We start from the raw sequence: 16974 nt of genomic DNA, 5'->3' as shown, positions 1-16974 counted from the left end.
ACTCCGTGTCAGTCGCGCGACAAAAGGCGCGGGGCAAGCTCTTTGAGTGCGCGTCGATACACCTCGCGCTTGAATGTCACCACCTGACCCAGCGGATACCAATAGCTGACCCAACGCCAGCCATCGAACTCCGGTTTCCCGGTCAAATCCATCCGCACCCGCTGCTCGTTGGAGACCAGGCGCAGGAGAAACCATTTTTGCTTCTGGCCGATACACAGCGGTTGGCTGTGCGTCCTGACCAGACGTTGCGGCAAACGATAGCGCAACCAACCCCGAGTACAGGCAAGAATCTGCACATCCTCAGGTTCAAGCCCGACTTCTTCGTTCAATTCACGATAAAGCGCGTCTTCCGGCGTCTCCTGAGGGTTGATACCACCCTGTGGAAACTGCCAGGCATCTTGGTTGATTCGCCGAGCCCATAGGACCTGGCCGGAGTCGTTTGTCAGAATTATCCCGACATTAGGACGGAAACCATCGGGGTCGATCACGGCAACAACCTCGCAAACGCATGTCACCGCATTGTTCCACAAAGCCGATCAAAGCAGCAACGAGGCTTAGCAGGTTATGTGAAGAGTTGTGAAAACCTCGTATTCTGGTGCTCTTTTTTCAGCAAATTCAGCGAGTAACCGCATGCGCCTGGCTTTATTCGACCTCGACAACACACTTCTGGGTGGCGACAGCGACCACGCCTGGGGTGACTACCTGTGCGAACGCGGCATTCTTGACGCCGCGACCTACAAAACCCGCAACGACGAGTTCTATCAGGATTACCTGGCCGGGACCTTGAACCTGACCGACTACCTGAACTTCTCACTGGAAATCCTCGGCAGCACCGAGATGGCCCAGCTAGAGGCCTGGCATCGTGATTTCATGCGCGATTGCATCGAACCGATCATTCTGCCCAAGGCGCTGGAACTGATCGCCAAACATCGCGAAGCAGGCGACAAACTGGCTGTCATTACCGCGACCAATCGCTTCGTGACCGGACCAATCGTCGAACGTCTGGGTATCGAGACACTGCTGGCAACCGAATGCGAAATGGTCGACGGTCGTTACACCGGACGCACCACCGATGTGCCGTGCTTCCGCGAAGGCAAAGTGACACGTCTGAACCGTTGGCTGGAAGAAAACCAATTCAGCCTGGAAGGCAGCTATTTCTACAGCGACTCGCTAAACGATCTGCCGCTGCTGGAAAAGGTTGCCAACCCGGTAGCCGTGGACCCGGACCCGAAGTTGCGTGCCGAGGCTGAAAGCCGCGGCTGGCCGGTGATTACGCTGCGCGGATGACTCCAGCGAAACACGATCGCACTGTGGAATGCTGCCCCTGTGGGAGCGGTGCTTGCCCGCGATAAGGACACCGCAGTTCTGCAGGTGGATCACCTAAACCTTATCGCGGGCAAGCACCGCTCCCACAGGGAGATCGCCTCTAGGTTAGCTAATCTTTAGCCTCAAACCGGCTTCGCCCCCATCAATCCGGCAATGGCGATGAAACAGACGACCGTGAAAATCGCCAGCGCCAGGGTGAACTTCAAGCCACCTTTGGCAGGATCAATTCGCAGCTTGTTCAGGCGTATTACCAACCACAGCCAGCTCAACGCGCCCAACGTGTAGAGCACGCTGCTCGCCAGCACCCAGGTTTGCCCCAGCGGCCAGCCAACAAGGTGCGCCAGCCACCAGCCGGTAATGGGCATGGTCAGCAGACATAACCCCATCAGAATCCACGCGAACAGGCGCGGACGCAGCAACAGGCGGGTGTGGTTGGTGGTAAACCCTGCCCTGCGGCCCTTGATCAGCCAGATCGTCAAACCGAGGGCGCTGAGCAAGAACAGCACCGTCGCCGAGATGTGCAGGGTTTTCAGGGCGGTGAGGTGATCCATTTTTCTTGGCTCCAGTTGAGGCGTTGGTTGAACGCATATTCCCTGTGGGAGCGAATTCATTCGCGAAGAGGTAGGTACAGTCGAAACATCTTCATCGTCTTGACCAATGCCTTCGCGAATGAATTCGCTCCCACAGGGATAGACCTGCGCGTGTCAGTCCTAGCCCAAAAACAGCTTATAAGCCGGGTTCTTGCTCTCATCCCAATAGGGATAGCCAATCTCGGCCAGCGCCGCAGGGACCAAGTGCCGCTCCTCTTCGGGCACCACCAGCCCCGCCACCACACGACCATCTGCGGCGCCATGATTACGGTAATGGAACATCGAAATCGTCCACTGCCCGCCCAGCTTGTTGAGGAAGTTGAACAGCGCGCCCGGACGTTCCGGGAACTCGAAGCGGAACACCACTTCGTCGCTGACCCGCTCGGCATGACCACCAACCATGTGCCGGATATGCAGCTTGGCCAGCTCGTTGTCGGTCAGGTCAATCACCGGGAAACCCTGCTCGGTAAGGCTTGTGATCAGACCTTTACGGGGATCGGTGTCCGGATGCGTCTGCACGCCGACAAAAATGTGCGCTTCGCGGTCGGTGTGATAACGGTAGTTGAATTCGGTGATCTGACGTTTGCCGATTGCTTCGCAGAAGGCCTTGAAGCTGCCCGGCTGCTCCGGGATGGTCACCGCGATGATCGCTTCGCGGCCCTCACCCAGCTCGGCACGCTCGGCAACGTGACGCAAGCGGTCGAAGTTGACGTTGGCACCGGAGTCAATGGCGACAAATGTCTGGCCGCTGACTGCTTCCTGCTCGACGTACTTTTTGATCCCGGCCACAGCCAAAGCCCCTGCTGGCTCGGTGATCGAACGAGTGTCGTCGTAAATATCCTTGATCGCCGCGCAGATTTCATCGGTGCTCACCGTGATCACTTCGTCGACGTAATGCCTGCAGATGTCGAAGGTGTACTCACCAATTTGCGCCACAGCCACGCCGTCGGCAAACAGACCGACCTGTTGCAGCACCACACGCTCGCCGTAGGCCATGGCCTGTTGCAGGCAGTTGGAATCGTCTGGTTCGACGCCAATCACCTTGATATCAGGACGCAGGTACTTCACGTAGGCCGCAATACCAGCAATCAAGCCGCCGCCGCCCACCGGGACAAAAATCGCGTCCAGCGGGCCCTGATGCTGACGAAGAATCTCCATCGCCACAGTGCCTTGCCCGGCAATCGTGTCTGGATCGTCATAAGGGTGGATGTACACGAAGCCCAATTCATCCACCAGTTTCAGTGAGTGGGCCAGCGCTTCAGGGAAGGAATCCCCGTGCAGCACCACTTTGCCGCCCCGTGAGCGCACGCCCTCGACCTTGATTTCAGGCGTGGTTTTGGGCATCACGATAGTGGCTTCGACGCCCAGGGTTTTCGCCGCCAGGGCCAGACCTTGCGCGTGGTTGCCTGCCGAAGCTGTAACTACGCCACGGGCCAGCTCTTCCGGGCTCAATTGCGCCAGCTTGTTGTACGCGCCACGAATCTTGAACGAGAACACCGGCTGCAAGTCTTCGCGCTTGAGCAGTACTTGATTGCCCAGTCGCTCGGACAGCTGACGAGCGCCCTGCAATGGGGTTTCCACGGCCACGTCATAGACGCGAGAGGTGAGGATTTTTTTGACGTACTGTTCAAGCATCACGGCGACATCACTGGCAAAAGGGCAAGGACAGGAAGTCTAACCCGCACTCCGATGCACGACCACACGAATCACGGGGCTTTGGCGCTGGCATGTCGCTATAATGCGCGCCCTTTTCCTCAATCTGTAGGAGCGCGCTTGCCCGCGATGGCATCGGCACATCCAGCGTTGATGGCGTCTGACACAACGTAATCGCGGGCAAGCGCGCTCCTACAGGTCTATATACCCGGCACCCGTGGAGCCCGCATGAACCAGGATCAACTCAAACAAGCCGTGGCGCAGGCCGCCGTGGATTTCATCCTTCCGAAACTGGACGACAAGAGCATCGTCGGCGTCGGGACCGGCTCCACCGCCAACTGTTTCATTGATGCTCTGGCCCAGCACAAAGGCGCATTCGACGGCGCAGTTGCCAGCTCCGAAGCCACTGCTGCACGCCTCAAGGGCCACGGCATCCCGGTTTACGAGCTCAACACTGTCAGCGATCTGGAGTTCTACATCGACGGTGCCGACGAAAGCGATGAGCACCTGAACCTGATCAAAGGCGGCGGCGCGGCATTGACCCGCGAAAAGATCGTTGCGGCCGTAGCCAAGACTTTTATCTGCATCGCCGACGCCAGCAAGCTGGTACCCGTGCTAGGCGCGTTCCCGTTGCCTGTTGAAGTGATCCCGATGGCGCGCAGCCATGTTGCCCGCCAACTGGTAAAACTGGGCGGCGACCCGGTTTACCGTGAAGGCGTGCTGACCGATAACGGCAATATCATTCTTGATGTACACAACATGAACATCACTAACCCGGTCGAACTGGAAAGCCAGATCAATGCCATCGTTGGTGTTGTGACCAACGGCCTGTTTGCTGCGCGCCCTGCGGACTTGCTGCTGCTGGGGACGAGTGAAGGGGTTAAAACGCTGACGCGTTGATTGCCTGCGCCGCAGTGAATGGGGGGCTGTAGGAGCGAGCTTGCTCGCGATTGCGGTCCTTTATTCAAACAAGTAATGCCAGGGAGTACGCCATCGCGAGCAAGCTCACTCCTACAGAACCGGCATAAAAACCTCAGGGCTTTTTGAACACATAAAACAGATTCGGCTCGCTCACCAGATACAGGGTGCCGTCGTCATCCATCGCGATGCCTTCCGCCTGGGGCACGGTTTTGCGAAGCCCCATGGAGCCTTGGCTTAACGATACATTGCCCACCGCCCGTCCCTTGGTATCGAGCTCTACGATTTGTCGGGACTCGTCCGACAAAGCCAGCAAATGCCCGCTGCGTTCATCGAACTGCAGGCTGGAAATGTCCCGCACAAACAGCCCCGCATCACGCTTGGCATCAGAAGACACCTCAATCATGCTCGGCGCATCGGCGTTCATATTGGGGAAGCCACGCACCTCGATGATCTGCGTAGGCCGCCGCTCCTTGGCGACAAACAGGCGCTGCCCTTTGGTGTCGTATGCCAGCCCTTCATAACCGTTATTGTTTCCGGATCCGATGCCGAGCGTGAGTTGCTCGGCATCAGCGGCATCGAGGAAGGTCGTCTCGTCATCGACATGGACCTTGATCAGCCGCTGCTTGCGCTCATCGCTGATCACATAAATGCCAGGGCTGATGTATTCCACAGCCTCAGCGTCACCGAAACCGGTCAGCGGAATACGCTTCAAGACCCGCCCATCAAGGCTCAGTTCGACCATTTCGGCATTTGAATTGGTGACGGTGAATAGACTCTTGCGATCCGGGTCGTAGCTCAGGGCCGAGACATCATCCTCCAGCCCGGCAATAACCTGGCCCTCGATGACCACCCGATAATCGCCCAGCCCCATGACCTGTGCGTCTTTGTCTTGCCAAAGTAGATGCCAGTTGAACAGGGCACGCTCGGCGAAACGGTATTCACGGTTGGCAAAAAATAACAGCACCGCCAGCAGAATCAGGACCGCAACAACGATTTTTCGGAAAGAGAGGAGCTGGCGCATTCAGAAGGCTCAAGGATGGGGCGGGCAGCATAAATAGCACGCGAATATGAATTGAAGCTTAATGGCGCAGAGCCATTATAGGAACAAGTTCATCTGTGGGACCGAATTCATCCGGGAAGACTGATTGTCAGACGCTGCATATGCATTGTATGGGCCGGCCCCTTCGCGAATGAATTCGCTCCCACCGGAAGTGTGTTTGCAGGCCAGCTTAGAATCCTCCTCATAGAACTGAATTCCTTACTGAAACCCATCACTTCTTGTGAAACGAATAAAACAGATTCGGTTCGCTGACGATGTACAGATTGCCATCCTCATCAAACGCCACGCCCTCAGCACGAGGGATGGTGTCTTTCAATCCGTTGAAACCACCGAGCAACGTCATGAAACTGACCTGCTCGCCCTTTTCATCGAGCTCCAGCAGCATGTGCGAATCCGCGGATAGCGCCAGCGTGTGCCCGGTACGGGGCTCGACGGTCAACGAAGAAAGGTTACGCAGATCCAGCGACTTGTTGATGACCTTCTGCTTGCCACCGGTCAAAACATCACTGCCATTACTCGCCCAGGTGAACATCGCCGCAGGGCGCTCTTCACCCAGCACCAGTTGCTGACGACGTGGATCCCAGGCGACGGACTCAAACGCTTTATTCTGATTTTTGGAAGCGCCAAGGTCGTAGCTTGGGAAATCGGCAAAATTCAGCGCAGTGGTCTCCGGGCTGACCTTGACGATGCTCAACTGGTGCTGACGCTCATCCGCGATCGCCATGAAGCCGTTCTCCATGACGGCAACTGCCTCGGGATTGCTCCAGCCCAGCATAGGGATCTTGCGCAACACATCTCCCTTGAGCGTCAGCTCGACAAGGAATGGATTCTTGCCCATGACCGCAAAAAGCGTTTTGGTCACCGGGTTATAGGACACATCCGACGCCTCATCATCCTCCATGCCCGGCAGCGCCTTGGCGTCGACATCGACGACATAGTCTGGCAGCCAGACGCTTGCACTGCGCTCAGACGGGCTTTCGAAGCGCTCTCCCAGCCACAGCAGGCCGCGATCATCCCAATGCATCGCGTAAGCAATGCCGTAGCCAATCACCACAACCAGAAGCAGCAAACCGTACCAGCGTATGCGAGGTAGACGACGCGTCGATTGGGTTGAAGATGAAGGGTTGGTCATGAGCGTTCCCAAGTGTGGATAACATCAGATGGCACAGTGCCCCCAAGCAGGGGGCTGGACGCCGGATTATCCAGATCAATTGTGAAAAAAACGCCAATTGTTCTATTTAAGCCCCATAAAACGCAAAAACCGCCTGCGAAGCTTATCGCAGACGGTTCCGGTCACCGCGAAAAAATCAGCGAACGCTGCTTTCGAAGGCCTTCTGTCCTACCAGTTCCAGGACCAGCTCATCGCCAGCCAACAGCGGGCCAACGCCTGCCGGAGTGCCGGTCATGATCACGTCACCGGCCTGCAGCGAGAAGCAGGCAGCCATGTGCTGGATCACCGGCACGATAGGGTTGAGCATGTCGCTGCTGTTACCGTCCTGACGAACTTCGCCATTGATGGTCAGACGAATGCCAATATCGGTCAGGTCGGAGAAGGTTTCAGCCGGCACGAACGGCGCAATGACTGCAGCACCGTCGAACGACTTGGCCTCTTCCCATGGGTAGCCCTTGTCACGCAGCTTGGTCTGTACGTCGCGCAGGGTCAGGTCCAGCCCCGGAGCGAAGCCGGAGATGGCGTCCAGCACTTCTTCGCGGGTCGGATTCTTGGTCAGCGGCTTGCCGATCAGCACGACAATTTCCGCTTCGTAGTGCACCGAGCCACGATCAGCCGGGATGGTGAAACCACCTTCCAGCGCAACAACCGCGCTGCCTGGCTTGATGAACAGCAGCGGCTCGGTAGGCACTGCGTTGTTCAGTTCCTTGGCATGCTCGGCGTAGTTACGACCCACGCACACGGCCTTGCCCATGGGAAAGTGGATGCTCGTTCCGTCGACATACTTGTGCTGATAACTCATGGCGGCTCCTTGGTCTCGTTGTGGTCACGCCACTATAAAGTGGCGGCCCATTAAACAGCGAAGATTTTTCCGGGGTTCATGATGCCGTTCGGATCGAATGCAGCCTTGATGGCTTTCATGTACTCGATTTCCACCGGAGAACGGCTGTACGTCAGGTAATCACGCTTGGTCATGCCTACACCGTGCTCGGCAGAAATCGAGCCGTTGTATTTCTGCACCGTCTCGAACACCCATTTGTTGACCCTGGCGCACTTGACGAAGAACTCTTCCTTGTCGAGGGCCTCAGGCTTGAGGATGTTCAGGTGCAGGTTGCCATCACCAATATGGCCGTACCAGAGCACCTCGAAATCGGGGTAGTGCTCGGCAACGATCGCATCAATTTCACTCAGGAACGCCGGCACCTTTGAAACAGTCACCGAAATGTCGTTCTTGTAAGGCGTGAAGTGAGAGATGGTTTCTGAGATGTACTCGCGCAGCTTCCACAGGTTTTTCAGTTGCTGCTCGCTCTGGCTCATCACGCCATCCAGCACCCAGCCCTGTTCGACACAATGCTCAAAGGTGGCCAACGCTTCATTGGCCAGATCTTCGGTGGTGGCCTCGAATTCCAGCAGCACATAGAACGGGCATGGCGTATCGAATGGCGAAGGCACGTCGCCACGAGCCATGACACGGGCGAAGGATTTGTCCGAGAAGAATTCGAACGCCGTCAGGTCCAGCTTGCCGTGGAACGCGTGCAACACCGGCATGATCGAATTGAAGTCAGCAGTGCCCAGCACCATCGCGGTCAGGTTCTTGGGAGCACGATCAAGGCGCATAGTGGCTTCGACGACAAAGCCCAGCGTACCTTCTGCCCCGATGAACAGCTGACGCATATCGTAGCCAGTCGCGTTCTTGATCAAATCCTTGTTCAGCTCAAGGATGTCGCCCTTGCCGGTGACAACCTTCAGGCCTGCGACCCAGTTGCGGGTCATGCCGTAGCGAATGACCTTGATCCCGCCAGCATTGGTGCCGATGTTGCCGCCAATCTGACTGGAGCCCGAGGAAGCGAAGTCCACCGGATAATAAAGGCCGTTTTCTTCCGCCAGGTTCTGCAATTGCTTGGTGATGACACCCGGCTGCACACGAGCCGTACGCTCGGTGACGTTGAGCTCCAGCACCTGATTCATGTAGTCGAACGAAACCACCACTTCGCCATTTGCCGCCACAGCCGCCGCAGAAAGGCCGGTGCGGCCGCCAGACGGAACCAGCGCGACCTTGTGCTCATTGGCCCACAAGACGATGGCCTGAACCTGCTCGATGGTCTTGGGAAAGACGATGGCAACGGGCGCGGGCGTGAATTGCTTGGTCCAGTCCTTGCCGTAAGCCTCAAGGGATGCGGCATCGGTGAGCACTTTTCCAGGCTCAACGAGGGTCTTCAGTTCATCTACCAGCGCAGAATGGATCATCGACGGAACTCTCGAACAATTCATGGTCATCCTGAGAACGCTTCACGTCCAGGAATGGGGTTTCGCGGGGTGCATATGCTAGCATACGCCCCCCGCCAATCGAGCTGATGGCCCGATTCGCGACCGCTTCACTTACTGCCAAATTTCTCCGGGACACAGGTTAAAGCAGATGAGCAAGACTTCCCTCGACAAGAGCAAGATCAAGTTCCTTCTTCTCGAAGGCGTCCATCAATCCGCTGTGGATGTCCTCAAGGCAGCCGGTTACACCAGCATCGAGTACCACACCAAGTCTCTGCCGGAAGCCGAACTGAAAGAAAAGATCGCCGACGCTCACTTCATCGGTATCCGCTCCCGTACCCAGTTAACTGAAGAGATGTTCGATCACGCGAAGAAACTCGTCGCGGTCGGCTGTTTCTGCATCGGTACCAACCAGGTTGATCTGGGCGCAGCCCGCGAGCGCGGTATTGCGGTGTTCAACGCGCCGTACTCCAACACTCGCTCGGTCGCCGAACTGGTCCTGGCTGAAGCGATCCTGCTGCTGCGCGGCATCCCGGAGAAGAACGCATCCTGCCACCGTGGTGGCTGGATCAAAAGCGCAGCCAATTCTTTCGAGATCCGTGGCAAGAAACTGGGCATCGTCGGCTACGGCTCGATCGGTACTCAGCTGTCGGTCCTGGCTGAAAGCCTTGGCATGCAGGTGTTCTTCTTCGATCCGCTGACCAAGCTGCCGCTGGGCAACGCAACGCAGGTCGCCAGTCTGACCGAGCTGCTGGGCATGGCCGACATCGTGTCTCTGCACGTGCCTGAACTGCCGTCCACCCAAATGATGATTGGCGAGAAAGAAATCCGTGCGATGAAAAAGGGCGCCATTCTGATCAACGCCGCTCGCGGCACGGTCGTGGACCTCGACGCACTGGCTGACGCGATCAAGGACAAACACCTGATCGGTGCGGCTATCGACGTATTCCCGGTTGAGCCTCGCTCGAACGACGACATCTTCGAAAGCCCGCTGCGCGGCCTGGACAACGTGATTCTGACTCCGCACATCGGTGGCTCTACCGCTGAAGCTCAGGCCAACATCGGTCTGGAAGTGGCTGAGAAGCTGGTCAAGTACAGCGACAACGGTACGTCGGTGTCTTCGGTCAACTTCCCTGAAGTGGCCCTGCCTGCTCACCCTGGCAAGCACCGCCTGCTGCACATTCACGAGAACATCCCGGGCGTGCTGATGGAGATCAACAAGGTCTTCGCCGAAAACGGTATCAACATCTCCGGTCAGTTCCTGCAGACCAACGAGAAAGTCGGTTACGTGGTCATCGACGTCGATGCCGAGTATTCCGATCTGGCTCAGGAAAAGCTGCAGCACATCAAAGGCACCATCCGCAGCCGCGTATTGTTCTAAGCCTTGATGGCAGGATAAAAAGGAGACCTTCGGGTCTCCTTTTTTGTGGGTAATAACCTGCATCTGTAGGAGCTGCCGAAGGCTGCGAAACCGGTGTCTGTGACACACCACAATTCGCAGCCTTCGGCAGCTCCTACAGAAAATCAATCACTGCACATTCACCCTGATCACCTTCGACTCAACCGATGGGTTCAGCGGAATGTGGCTCTTATCGCCCACCAGCAACTGCAAGGTGTGAGGGCCAGGCGGCAGGGTAACTTCGGTTTCGGTCTGGCCTTTGCCGAAATGGCGAATGTTATCGGTCATCGGCAGCGGCGCATTCAGGTCCGGCTGGTCTTTGACGTCGATCAACAGGTGATGGTGGCCGGTCTCCGGGATGTCTACACCGGCAGGTGCAACGCCCATGCCTTTGAGGCCAAACTGGACCTTGAACGTGCCCGGCACTGTCGCGCCGTCTTTGGGCGAAATGATGTAAACCTCGGCCCCGGCAGGTGATGGCGTGCGCGGAACATCGGCAGCACTGGCCATCAGCGACACCCCGAACAGCAGGCCTGCGAGAGCAGTTTTTGCAAAAAGGATTTTCATGGTTTCTCCAGTCAGCCCTTGAATGGCATACCTGTAACCATAGCGCGGCACTGGCTTAACGTTCTGAAGAAGCGGGCTTTATGACAAAGATTTCATGCAAATATCGTTTTGTAGGAGCTGCCGAAGGCTGCGAAGCATTCATCCTGACAGACCGCTATCGCAGCCTTCGGCAGCTCCTACAGGTCAAGCGTTTGCTGAGCGAAAGGGATGCACATCAAAACACCCCATCCCCACGTCGACGAAACCAGCCAGTCAGGGAAAGACGGTCACGACCGGCAGGCATCACTTCGTGGGGAATATCGCCAGACATGAACACCACCAGACAACCACCGGTTGGCTGCACGTCGTATTCCACGCCTTCATCAAGGAACATGCGCAGTTGACCACCATGCTCTGGCAGCCAGGCATTGTTCAGATAAAGAACAGCGGAAACCATGCGCCGATCATCGTCGCGGAAGCGATCTACGTGCTTGAGGTAGAAAGCCCCTGGCGGATACAGCGCGAAGTGGCTTTCGAAGTCTTCCAGCCCCAGAAACAGACCGCGATTGAGCGCCTGACGCAGGCTGTCCATCAACCCCAGATAACGATCACAAGGCTCTGACTGACCAGGTTCCAGCCACTGGATATGATCGCCACGAATTCCCTCGCGAATCTCTTGCAATGGCCCGCGGCCGACAGCTGCAGGCGCGAGTTCGCCCTCGGCTGCACGCATGCGGCACTCTTCGGCAAGCTCAAGCGTGAGGCTTTCAGGCAGGAAAATATTCTGCTGCGACCAGCCGCGGGCAGCGAGGTCGTCGACGATTCGAAGCAGCAGCGGATGATCAGAGGCGATTTGCATGGCGCATAGTATCCAGCCGCCCGAGAATCGGGAAGCTCCAGCACTCGGCAGATTGCCAAGTGCATGAAATTTCACCGTGCAGGCGAAGTCATAACTCGACAAAGCCCCGCAACCACCGGGACAATAGCGGCCTGCCGACAGGAGTCCCTATGCGCCGTTTGTTTGTTGTGTTGTTGATGTTCTGCACGATGCCCGCCTGGGCAGACAGCTATGACCAGTTGTACAAGGTCGCCGGCTGGCCAGAACAACGCGCGCATTTCAACGACGCCCTCAACGCCGCGCAACAACGCTACCGCAACAGCCTGCCACCGGCGGTGTTTCAAGCGCTGGTCAACAACAGCAATCAGCGCTTCGCCCCACAAGCCATGGATCAACGCGCAGAAAAGCGCCTGCGCGAAAGTCTTCGTGACCCCAAGCCTGCGCTGCAATTCTTCCAGTCACCGCTCGGGCGCAAGATCGTCAACGCCGAACTGACCGCCACCCGCCCCGACCAATTGGCAAAAAATGCTAAAGGTCTGCCGCAGATTCAGGCTGATGCCACTCGGCAATTATTGATTGGCCACCTCGCGCAAGCACTGCCCGCCAAACAAGCAGGTGCCGAGGTCAGCCTGGCGATTGCAGGTGTTGCGGCCGATAGCCTGAGCCAGATGATTCCAGGGTTGCTGGGCGGCGGTCAGGCCCAAGGCATGCTCGACGGTCAGCGTGAACGCCTGATGGCGCAGATCGAGGCAGACATGAACAACACCTTGCTCTACGTCTACCGCGACCTCTCCGATCCGGAACTGGAAGAGTTTTCAACTTTTGCCGAATCCGCCGACGGCAAGGCTTACTACCAGGCCGCGCTGGCGGCGATACGCGCCGGGCTGGCCGTTGGCCAAAGCTCGTCGAGCCTGGCTCCGGCACAGTAGCGCTGACGTTTAGCTCGCCAGCGCCAAACGCATCTTCTGCTCAACAAAGCTCAAATACTGCGCCCGCAGCTCCGGTATCTCGTTAGCCAGATGATGCCGGGCTTCGCTGAGCATCAGTATCCGGGGCTCGGTGAATTTCTTGTTGAGCACCATCAGGTTATGACGCCAGTCAACGGTCATGTCCGCTTCCCCCTGAATAATGATAGGGCTGCGCGAGCTTGAAGGGGCTGATTCTATACGCTTGATCCAGCGCGCCAGCGCACCTACCCATGCGGTCGGCAAACGGCGTGGTTGCAATGGATCAGCCAGCAGGAACGGTAGAAACGCCGGGGCGTTGGAGTTTTCGCTGAAACGCCGGGCGATGCCTGTCACAAAAGGGTTGAGCAGGTAATAGCTTAGCTTTGACCATCCCCAGGCACGAGGCCTGACCAGCGGCGCGAGCAGGATGACCTGACCTTGAGCGGGGCTTTCAACACCATGATGAAGCAGATGGTCGATCAGAATCGCACCACCGGTGCTTTGCCCACAAAGATGCCATGGCTTGGGCAATTGCAGGGCGTTTGCTTCTTCAAACAAACGCTGCAAAACCACCTGATACTCAGCAAAGTCATTGATGCTGGCCCGCGAGCCGCTGGACAGACCGTGCCCCGGCAAGTCGCAGGAAATCACCGCGAAATTCATACTCAGCGCCCATTCGATCAAATGCCGAAACAGGCCCATGTGGTCATAGAAACCATGCATCAGGAACATCGTCGCTACCGGCTTATCCGGTATCCAGACTTGCCCGACAATTTCGTAGCCGCCCACGTCCATCCTGCCCAGCCAGGTACGAAGTGGACGCTCCAGCCCCAACCTGTCGAGTACGTAAAAACGCTGGTAGGCCAGCCCCTCGATAGAAAGCGGCTGAGCAGCGCTCATCGGTTGCAGGCTGTGGCGCAGTGCATCGGGGTTGAACGTGGCAGACATGGAGTTTCCGGCGGGACGATAGACTGTGCAGCGATATTCAGCTGTATCCCCGAGCATGGCAAGCCAGGCGTCCTCAAACAGATGCGACTGAAATGAAGACCCTACGCCGTAGCACGCTCATTGCAGGGCTCATTACCGTTATCTGTGCAGCGCTTTTATGGGCCGGTTATGACTGGTTTCAGGGTCGCTACTTGCGACCGTTCAGTAATGAGCCAGTGTTTTTCGCGGGAGACACTCTTGGTCTTCCCGTCAAGCTGGCGGGCCCCGGGCGAATTCGGCTGGTGCACTTCTGGGATCCAGCCTGCCCCTGCAACGTTGGAAACCAGCAACACCTTGCCGAATTGATCGAGCATTTCGGTGGGCCCGGAGGCGTGGACTTCTACGCGGTGCAAAAGCCCGGTAGCCAGGGTCAGTTACCCTCCACGCTGAGCGCAATCAAGCCCATCGCCTACTTGCCGGGCGCAGAACGCATCAGCGCCAGCCCTGCCGTGGCAATCTGGGATCGCGACGGCAGGCTGGCTTACTTCGGCCCCTATAGCGAAGGCCTGACGTGTAATTCGGGCAACAGCTTCATCGAGCCAATCCTGCAAGCGCTGACTGAAGGGCGAGCGGTGAATGCGACGCATACCATGGCGGTCGGATGTTATTGCGGGTGGAACGCAGGCCCCTTGTAGGAGTGAACTTGTTCGCGAGGCGCAATTTTTGACTACGCAGGCCCAACGTCTCGCCAACAAGTTGGCTCCTACAGGTCCCCGTTTGCTGCACGACAGTGCGGTGTCAGGACTCAGGGCAAGACCACATACGCCAATCCCATCTACTCAACCCCCACCCAAATCTGTAGCCTGCTCTCTTTGCCCGCCGACCGAGAAGCCGGATGAAACGCAGCCTTTCTATCCTCGTATTCATCATTGCCCTCGTCATCGGCGCGGGTGCCTGGTATCTGCACAGCAAACAACCGCAGCGTGACGGCGAGTTATCCCTTGCTCACCTTCAGGCGCCGGTCAGTGTGCGTTATGACGAGCGAGGCGTGCCGCATATCCGCGCCGAAAACGAAGCCGATTTGTATCGCGCACTGGGCTATGTGCAGGCTCAGGACCGACTGTTCCAGATGGAAATGGTCCGTCGTCTGGCCCGAGGTGAACTGGCTGAAGTTCTGGGCCCCAAACTGGTGGCGACGGACAAACTGTTCCGCAGCCTGCGTATTCGTGAACACGCCGACGATTACGTCGCCCGCCACAACAAGGACACGCCTGCCTGGAAGGCCCTGCAAGCCTACCTCGACGGCGTTAATCAGTATCAGGACAGCCACGCCAAACCACTGGAGTTCGACGTGCTGGGTATCCCCAAACGGCCGTTCACTGCAGAGGACACACTGAGCGTCGGCGGCTACATGGCCTACAGCTTTGCCGCAGCCTTTCGTACCGAGCCTATGCTGACCTATGTGCGTGACGAACTCGGCGCGGATTACCTGAAAGTGTTTGATCTCGACTGGCAGCCACAAGGGGTCCTTGATCAGCCGGCCAGACTTTCAAGCAGCGACTGGAAAAGCCTCAACCAGCTGGCGTACCTGAGCAATCAGGCGCTTGAACAAGCCGGTCTGCCACAGTTTGAAGGCAGCAACGCGTGGGCCATTTCCGGTAGCAGAACCAAAAGCGGCAAGCCGCTTCTGGCGGGCGACCCGCATATACGCTTCTCGGTACCATCGGTATGGTACGAAGCTCACCTGTCCGCGCCAGGCTTTGAGCTGTACGGCCATCATCAGGCGCTCAACCCGTTCGCGTCATTGGGCCACAACATGGATTTCGGCTGGAGCCTGACCATGTTCCAGAACGATGATCTGGACCTGATCGCCGAGAAAACCAATCCGCAGAATCCCAATCAAGTCTGGTATCACGGACAGTGGGTCGACATGACCAGCACCGAACAAGAGATTGCGGTCAAAGGCGAAGCACCGGTCACGCTGACGCTGCGCAAGTCGCCCCATGGTCCTATCGTCAACGACGTAATGGGCGTCACCGCAAGCGCTACGCCGGTTGCCATGTGGTGGTCATTCCTGGAGTCGGAGAATCCGATTCTGGAAGGCTTCTACGAAGTCAACCGAGCCGACACGCTGGATAAGATGCGCGCTGCCGCAGAGAAAATTCAGGCACCGGGATTGAATATCGTCTGGGCCAATGCCAAAGGCGACATCGGTTGGTGGGCGGCGGCGCAGTTGCCGATTCGTCCCGAAGGCGTGAACCCGAACTACATTCTTGATGGCAGCACTGAGCAAGCCGACAAACTGGGCTTCTACCCCTTCAGCGCTAACCCGCAGGAAGAGAATCCCGCACGCGGCTACATCGTCTCAGCCAATTTCCAGCCCCTCTCGCCCACCGGCATGCAGATTCCCGGTTACTACAACCTCGCTGATCGCGGCCAACAGTTGAACCGACAGCTGAGTGATGCCTCGGTGAAATGGGATCTGGACAACAGTAAAGCGCTGCAACTGGGCACGAAAACTGATTATGCCAATAGGGTTCTACAGCCTTTGCTTCCGGTCCTCCGCGAAGTAGTCAGTGACCCGGAAGAGAAAGCGCTGGTAGAACGACTGGCCAACTGGAAAGGCAACTATGGGGTTGATTCGGTGGGCGCCACGCTGTTTAACCAGTTCCTCTTCGACCTGAGCGAAGAGGTCTTTCACGATGAGCTGGGCGATGGTCTCTTTGAAACGCTGCTATCAACAAGGGTGATCGATGCCGCCCTGCCCCGCGTGGCCGCCGACGCCAGTTCGCCATGGTGGAACAATCGCAATTCGCCGTTCGAAGAAACCCGTGCGCAGACGGTCAAAGTCGCTTGGCACGCCACGGTTTCACATTTGAAATCCACTTATGGGCTCAACGCAGGCGAATGGCGCTGGGGCAAAGCACACACGCTGACCCACGCGCATCCGCTGGGCACGCAAAAGCCGCTGGATCAGCTGTTGAACGTCGGACCGTTCGCAGCACCAGGCACGCATGAAGTGCCCAATAATCTTTCGTCACGCATCGGACCTGCGCCCTGGCCCGTCAGCTACGGCCCCTCAACCCGCCGCCTGATCGACTTCGCCGACCCGGCTCATGCGCTCGGCAGCAACCCCGTTGGGCAAAGCGGTGTGCTGTTTGATAAACACTATTCGGATCAGGCACAGACCTATATCAACGGCGAGTACGTCCCGCAGCATTTGAGTGAAGAGGATGTGGCGAAGCATGCCCAAGGCAACTTGAGGTTGGTGCCCCAGTCCCGGTAGGAGCGAATTCATTCGCGAATGGGCGACACATTCAAAATATCTTTG

General features: G+C 57.5%; 16 protein-coding genes. 6 read left to right on the top strand and 10 right to left on the bottom strand.

Features of this window, described 5'->3' with window-relative positions; all coding sequences use genetic code 11:
- Window positions 1–8: 8 nt before the first annotated feature.
- Window positions 9–488 (bottom strand): RNA pyrophosphohydrolase, encoded by a 480-nt coding sequence (locus tag EE949_RS09590; protein ID WP_027898512.1) that lies wholly within the window; start codon window positions 486–488, stop codon window positions 9–11.
- A 142-nt stretch (window positions 489–630) separates the two neighbouring features.
- Here EE949_RS09590 and EE949_RS09585 point away from each other — a divergent pair, with 142 nt between their 5' ends.
- On the top strand, window positions 631–1287 hold the full coding sequence (locus EE949_RS09585; protein WP_122664055.1) for an HAD family hydrolase: 657 nt from the start codon (window positions 631–633) through the stop codon (window positions 1285–1287).
- Window positions 1288–1448: 161 nt separating this feature from the next.
- Here the strand turns inward: EE949_RS09585 and EE949_RS09580 are convergent, their stop codons facing one another.
- On the bottom strand, window positions 1449–1877 hold the full coding sequence (locus EE949_RS09580) for a DUF2269 family protein (RefSeq protein WP_122664054.1): 429 nt from the start codon (window positions 1875–1877) through the stop codon (window positions 1449–1451).
- Window positions 1878–2036: 159 nt separating this feature from the next.
- Window positions 2037–3551 carry a threonine ammonia-lyase, biosynthetic gene (ilvA, locus tag EE949_RS09575; protein ID WP_122664053.1) on the bottom strand — a complete coding sequence of 505 codons (1515 nt, stop codon included), beginning with the start codon at window positions 3549–3551 and terminating at the stop codon, window positions 2037–2039.
- 246 nt (window positions 3552–3797) lie between these two features.
- Between ilvA and rpiA the strand changes: the two genes are divergently transcribed.
- The gene (rpiA, locus tag EE949_RS09570; RefSeq protein WP_122664052.1) at window positions 3798–4469 is read left to right on the top strand and encodes a ribose-5-phosphate isomerase RpiA; all 672 of its coding nucleotides are present in this window, start codon (window positions 3798–3800) and stop codon (window positions 4467–4469) included.
- A 133-nt stretch (window positions 4470–4602) separates the two neighbouring features.
- On the opposite strand, the gene EE949_RS09565 is transcribed toward rpiA, so the two are convergent.
- The 4 genes from EE949_RS09565 to EE949_RS09550 form a co-directional block, all read right to left on the bottom strand.
- Entirely contained in the window at window positions 4603–5511 is a 909-nt protein-coding gene (locus EE949_RS09565) for an SdiA-regulated domain-containing protein (protein ID WP_122664051.1), read from the bottom strand.
- Between the two features lie 250 nt (window positions 5512–5761).
- A complete protein-coding gene (locus EE949_RS09560; RefSeq protein WP_122664050.1) occupies window positions 5762–6682 on the bottom strand; it encodes an SdiA-regulated domain-containing protein in 921 nt (306 codons plus the stop codon).
- A 175-nt stretch (window positions 6683–6857) separates the two neighbouring features.
- Complete coding sequence (locus tag EE949_RS09555) at window positions 6858–7523, bottom strand: fumarylacetoacetate hydrolase family protein (RefSeq protein ID WP_122664049.1); 666 nt, start codon at window positions 7521–7523, stop codon at window positions 6858–6860.
- A 50-nt stretch (window positions 7524–7573) separates the two neighbouring features.
- The gene (locus EE949_RS09550; protein ID WP_122664048.1) at window positions 7574–8968 is read right to left on the bottom strand and encodes an FAD-binding oxidoreductase; all 1395 of its coding nucleotides are present in this window, start codon (window positions 8966–8968) and stop codon (window positions 7574–7576) included.
- A gap of 169 nt (window positions 8969–9137) precedes the next feature.
- Between EE949_RS09550 and serA the strand changes: the two genes are divergently transcribed.
- The gene (gene serA, locus EE949_RS09545) at window positions 9138–10367 is read left to right on the top strand and encodes a phosphoglycerate dehydrogenase (RefSeq protein ID WP_122664047.1); all 1230 of its coding nucleotides are present in this window, start codon (window positions 9138–9140) and stop codon (window positions 10365–10367) included.
- Window positions 10368–10514: 147 nt separating this feature from the next.
- On the opposite strand, the gene EE949_RS09540 is transcribed toward serA, so the two are convergent.
- Together EE949_RS09540 and EE949_RS09535 are read right to left on the bottom strand one after the other, a co-directional pair.
- Window positions 10515–10952, bottom strand: a complete 438-nt coding sequence (locus tag EE949_RS09540) for a DUF4399 domain-containing protein (RefSeq protein ID WP_122664046.1) — start codon at window positions 10950–10952, stop codon at window positions 10515–10517.
- Window positions 10953–11166: 214 nt separating this feature from the next.
- Window positions 11167–11790 (bottom strand): 2OG-Fe(II) oxygenase, encoded by a 624-nt coding sequence (locus tag EE949_RS09535; protein WP_122664045.1) that lies wholly within the window; start codon window positions 11788–11790, stop codon window positions 11167–11169.
- A 149-nt stretch (window positions 11791–11939) separates the two neighbouring features.
- On the opposite strand from EE949_RS09535, the gene EE949_RS09530 reads away from it, so the two are divergent.
- Entirely contained in the window at window positions 11940–12698 is a 759-nt protein-coding gene (locus EE949_RS09530) for a DUF2059 domain-containing protein (protein ID WP_122664044.1), read from the top strand.
- A 9-nt stretch (window positions 12699–12707) separates the two neighbouring features.
- Here EE949_RS09530 and EE949_RS09525 read toward each other — a convergent pair whose 3' ends face one another.
- Window positions 12708–13664 (bottom strand): alpha/beta hydrolase, encoded by a 957-nt coding sequence (locus EE949_RS09525; protein ID WP_122664043.1) that lies wholly within the window; start codon window positions 13662–13664, stop codon window positions 12708–12710.
- Window positions 13665–13756: 92 nt separating this feature from the next.
- Between EE949_RS09525 and EE949_RS09520 the strand changes: the two genes are divergently transcribed.
- A complete protein-coding gene (locus tag EE949_RS09520; RefSeq protein WP_122664042.1) occupies window positions 13757–14338 on the top strand; it encodes a DUF6436 domain-containing protein in 582 nt (193 codons plus the stop codon).
- Between the two features lie 200 nt (window positions 14339–14538).
- Window positions 14539–16929 (top strand): penicillin acylase family protein, encoded by a 2391-nt coding sequence (locus tag EE949_RS09515; RefSeq protein ID WP_122664041.1) that lies wholly within the window; start codon window positions 14539–14541, stop codon window positions 16927–16929.
- The last annotated feature ends 45 nt before the right edge of the window (window positions 16930–16974 follow it).

The organism is Pseudomonas viridiflava, from assembly GCF_900602065.1.
Classification (GTDB): domain Bacteria; phylum Pseudomonadota; class Gammaproteobacteria; order Pseudomonadales; family Pseudomonadaceae; genus Aquipseudomonas.
Note: the sequence above shows the minus strand (reverse complement) of the source record. Positions and strands in the feature narration are given on the sequence as shown.

Bases quoted from the DNA above. Each gene is read 5' to 3' on its own strand.
- EE949_RS09585 (WP_122664055.1), top strand. From the start codon at position 631: ATGCGCCTGGCTTTATTCGACCTCGACAACACACTTCTGGGTGGCGAC.
- EE949_RS09580 (WP_122664054.1), bottom strand. From the start codon at position 1,877: ATGGATCACCTCACCGCCCTGAAAACCCTGCACATCTCGGCGACGGTG.
- ilvA (WP_122664053.1), bottom strand. From the start codon at position 3,551: ATGCTTGAACAGTACGTCAAAAAAATCCTCACCTCTCGCGTCTATGAC.
- rpiA (WP_122664052.1), top strand. From the start codon at position 3,798: ATGAACCAGGATCAACTCAAACAAGCCGTGGCGCAGGCCGCCGTGGAT.
- EE949_RS09565 (WP_122664051.1), bottom strand. From the start codon at position 5,511: ATGCGCCAGCTCCTCTCTTTCCGAAAAATCGTTGTTGCGGTCCTGATT.
- EE949_RS09560 (WP_122664050.1), bottom strand. From the start codon at position 6,682: ATGACCAACCCTTCATCTTCAACCCAATCGACGCGTCGTCTACCTCGC.
- EE949_RS09555 (WP_122664049.1), bottom strand. From the start codon at position 7,523: ATGAGTTATCAGCACAAGTATGTCGACGGAACGAGCATCCACTTTCCC.
- EE949_RS09550 (WP_122664048.1), bottom strand. From the start codon at position 8,968: ATGATCCATTCTGCGCTGGTAGATGAACTGAAGACCCTCGTTGAGCCT.
- serA (WP_122664047.1), top strand. From the start codon at position 9,138: ATGAGCAAGACTTCCCTCGACAAGAGCAAGATCAAGTTCCTTCTTCTC.
- EE949_RS09540 (WP_122664046.1), bottom strand. From the start codon at position 10,952: ATGAAAATCCTTTTTGCAAAAACTGCTCTCGCAGGCCTGCTGTTCGGG.
- EE949_RS09535 (WP_122664045.1), bottom strand. From the start codon at position 11,790: ATGCAAATCGCCTCTGATCATCCGCTGCTGCTTCGAATCGTCGACGAC.
- EE949_RS09530 (WP_122664044.1), top strand. From the start codon at position 11,940: ATGCGCCGTTTGTTTGTTGTGTTGTTGATGTTCTGCACGATGCCCGCC.
- EE949_RS09525 (WP_122664043.1), bottom strand. From the start codon at position 13,664: ATGTCTGCCACGTTCAACCCCGATGCACTGCGCCACAGCCTGCAACCG.
- EE949_RS09520 (WP_122664042.1), top strand. From the start codon at position 13,757: ATGAAGACCCTACGCCGTAGCACGCTCATTGCAGGGCTCATTACCGTT.
- EE949_RS09515 (WP_122664041.1), top strand. From the start codon at position 14,539: ATGAAACGCAGCCTTTCTATCCTCGTATTCATCATTGCCCTCGTCATC.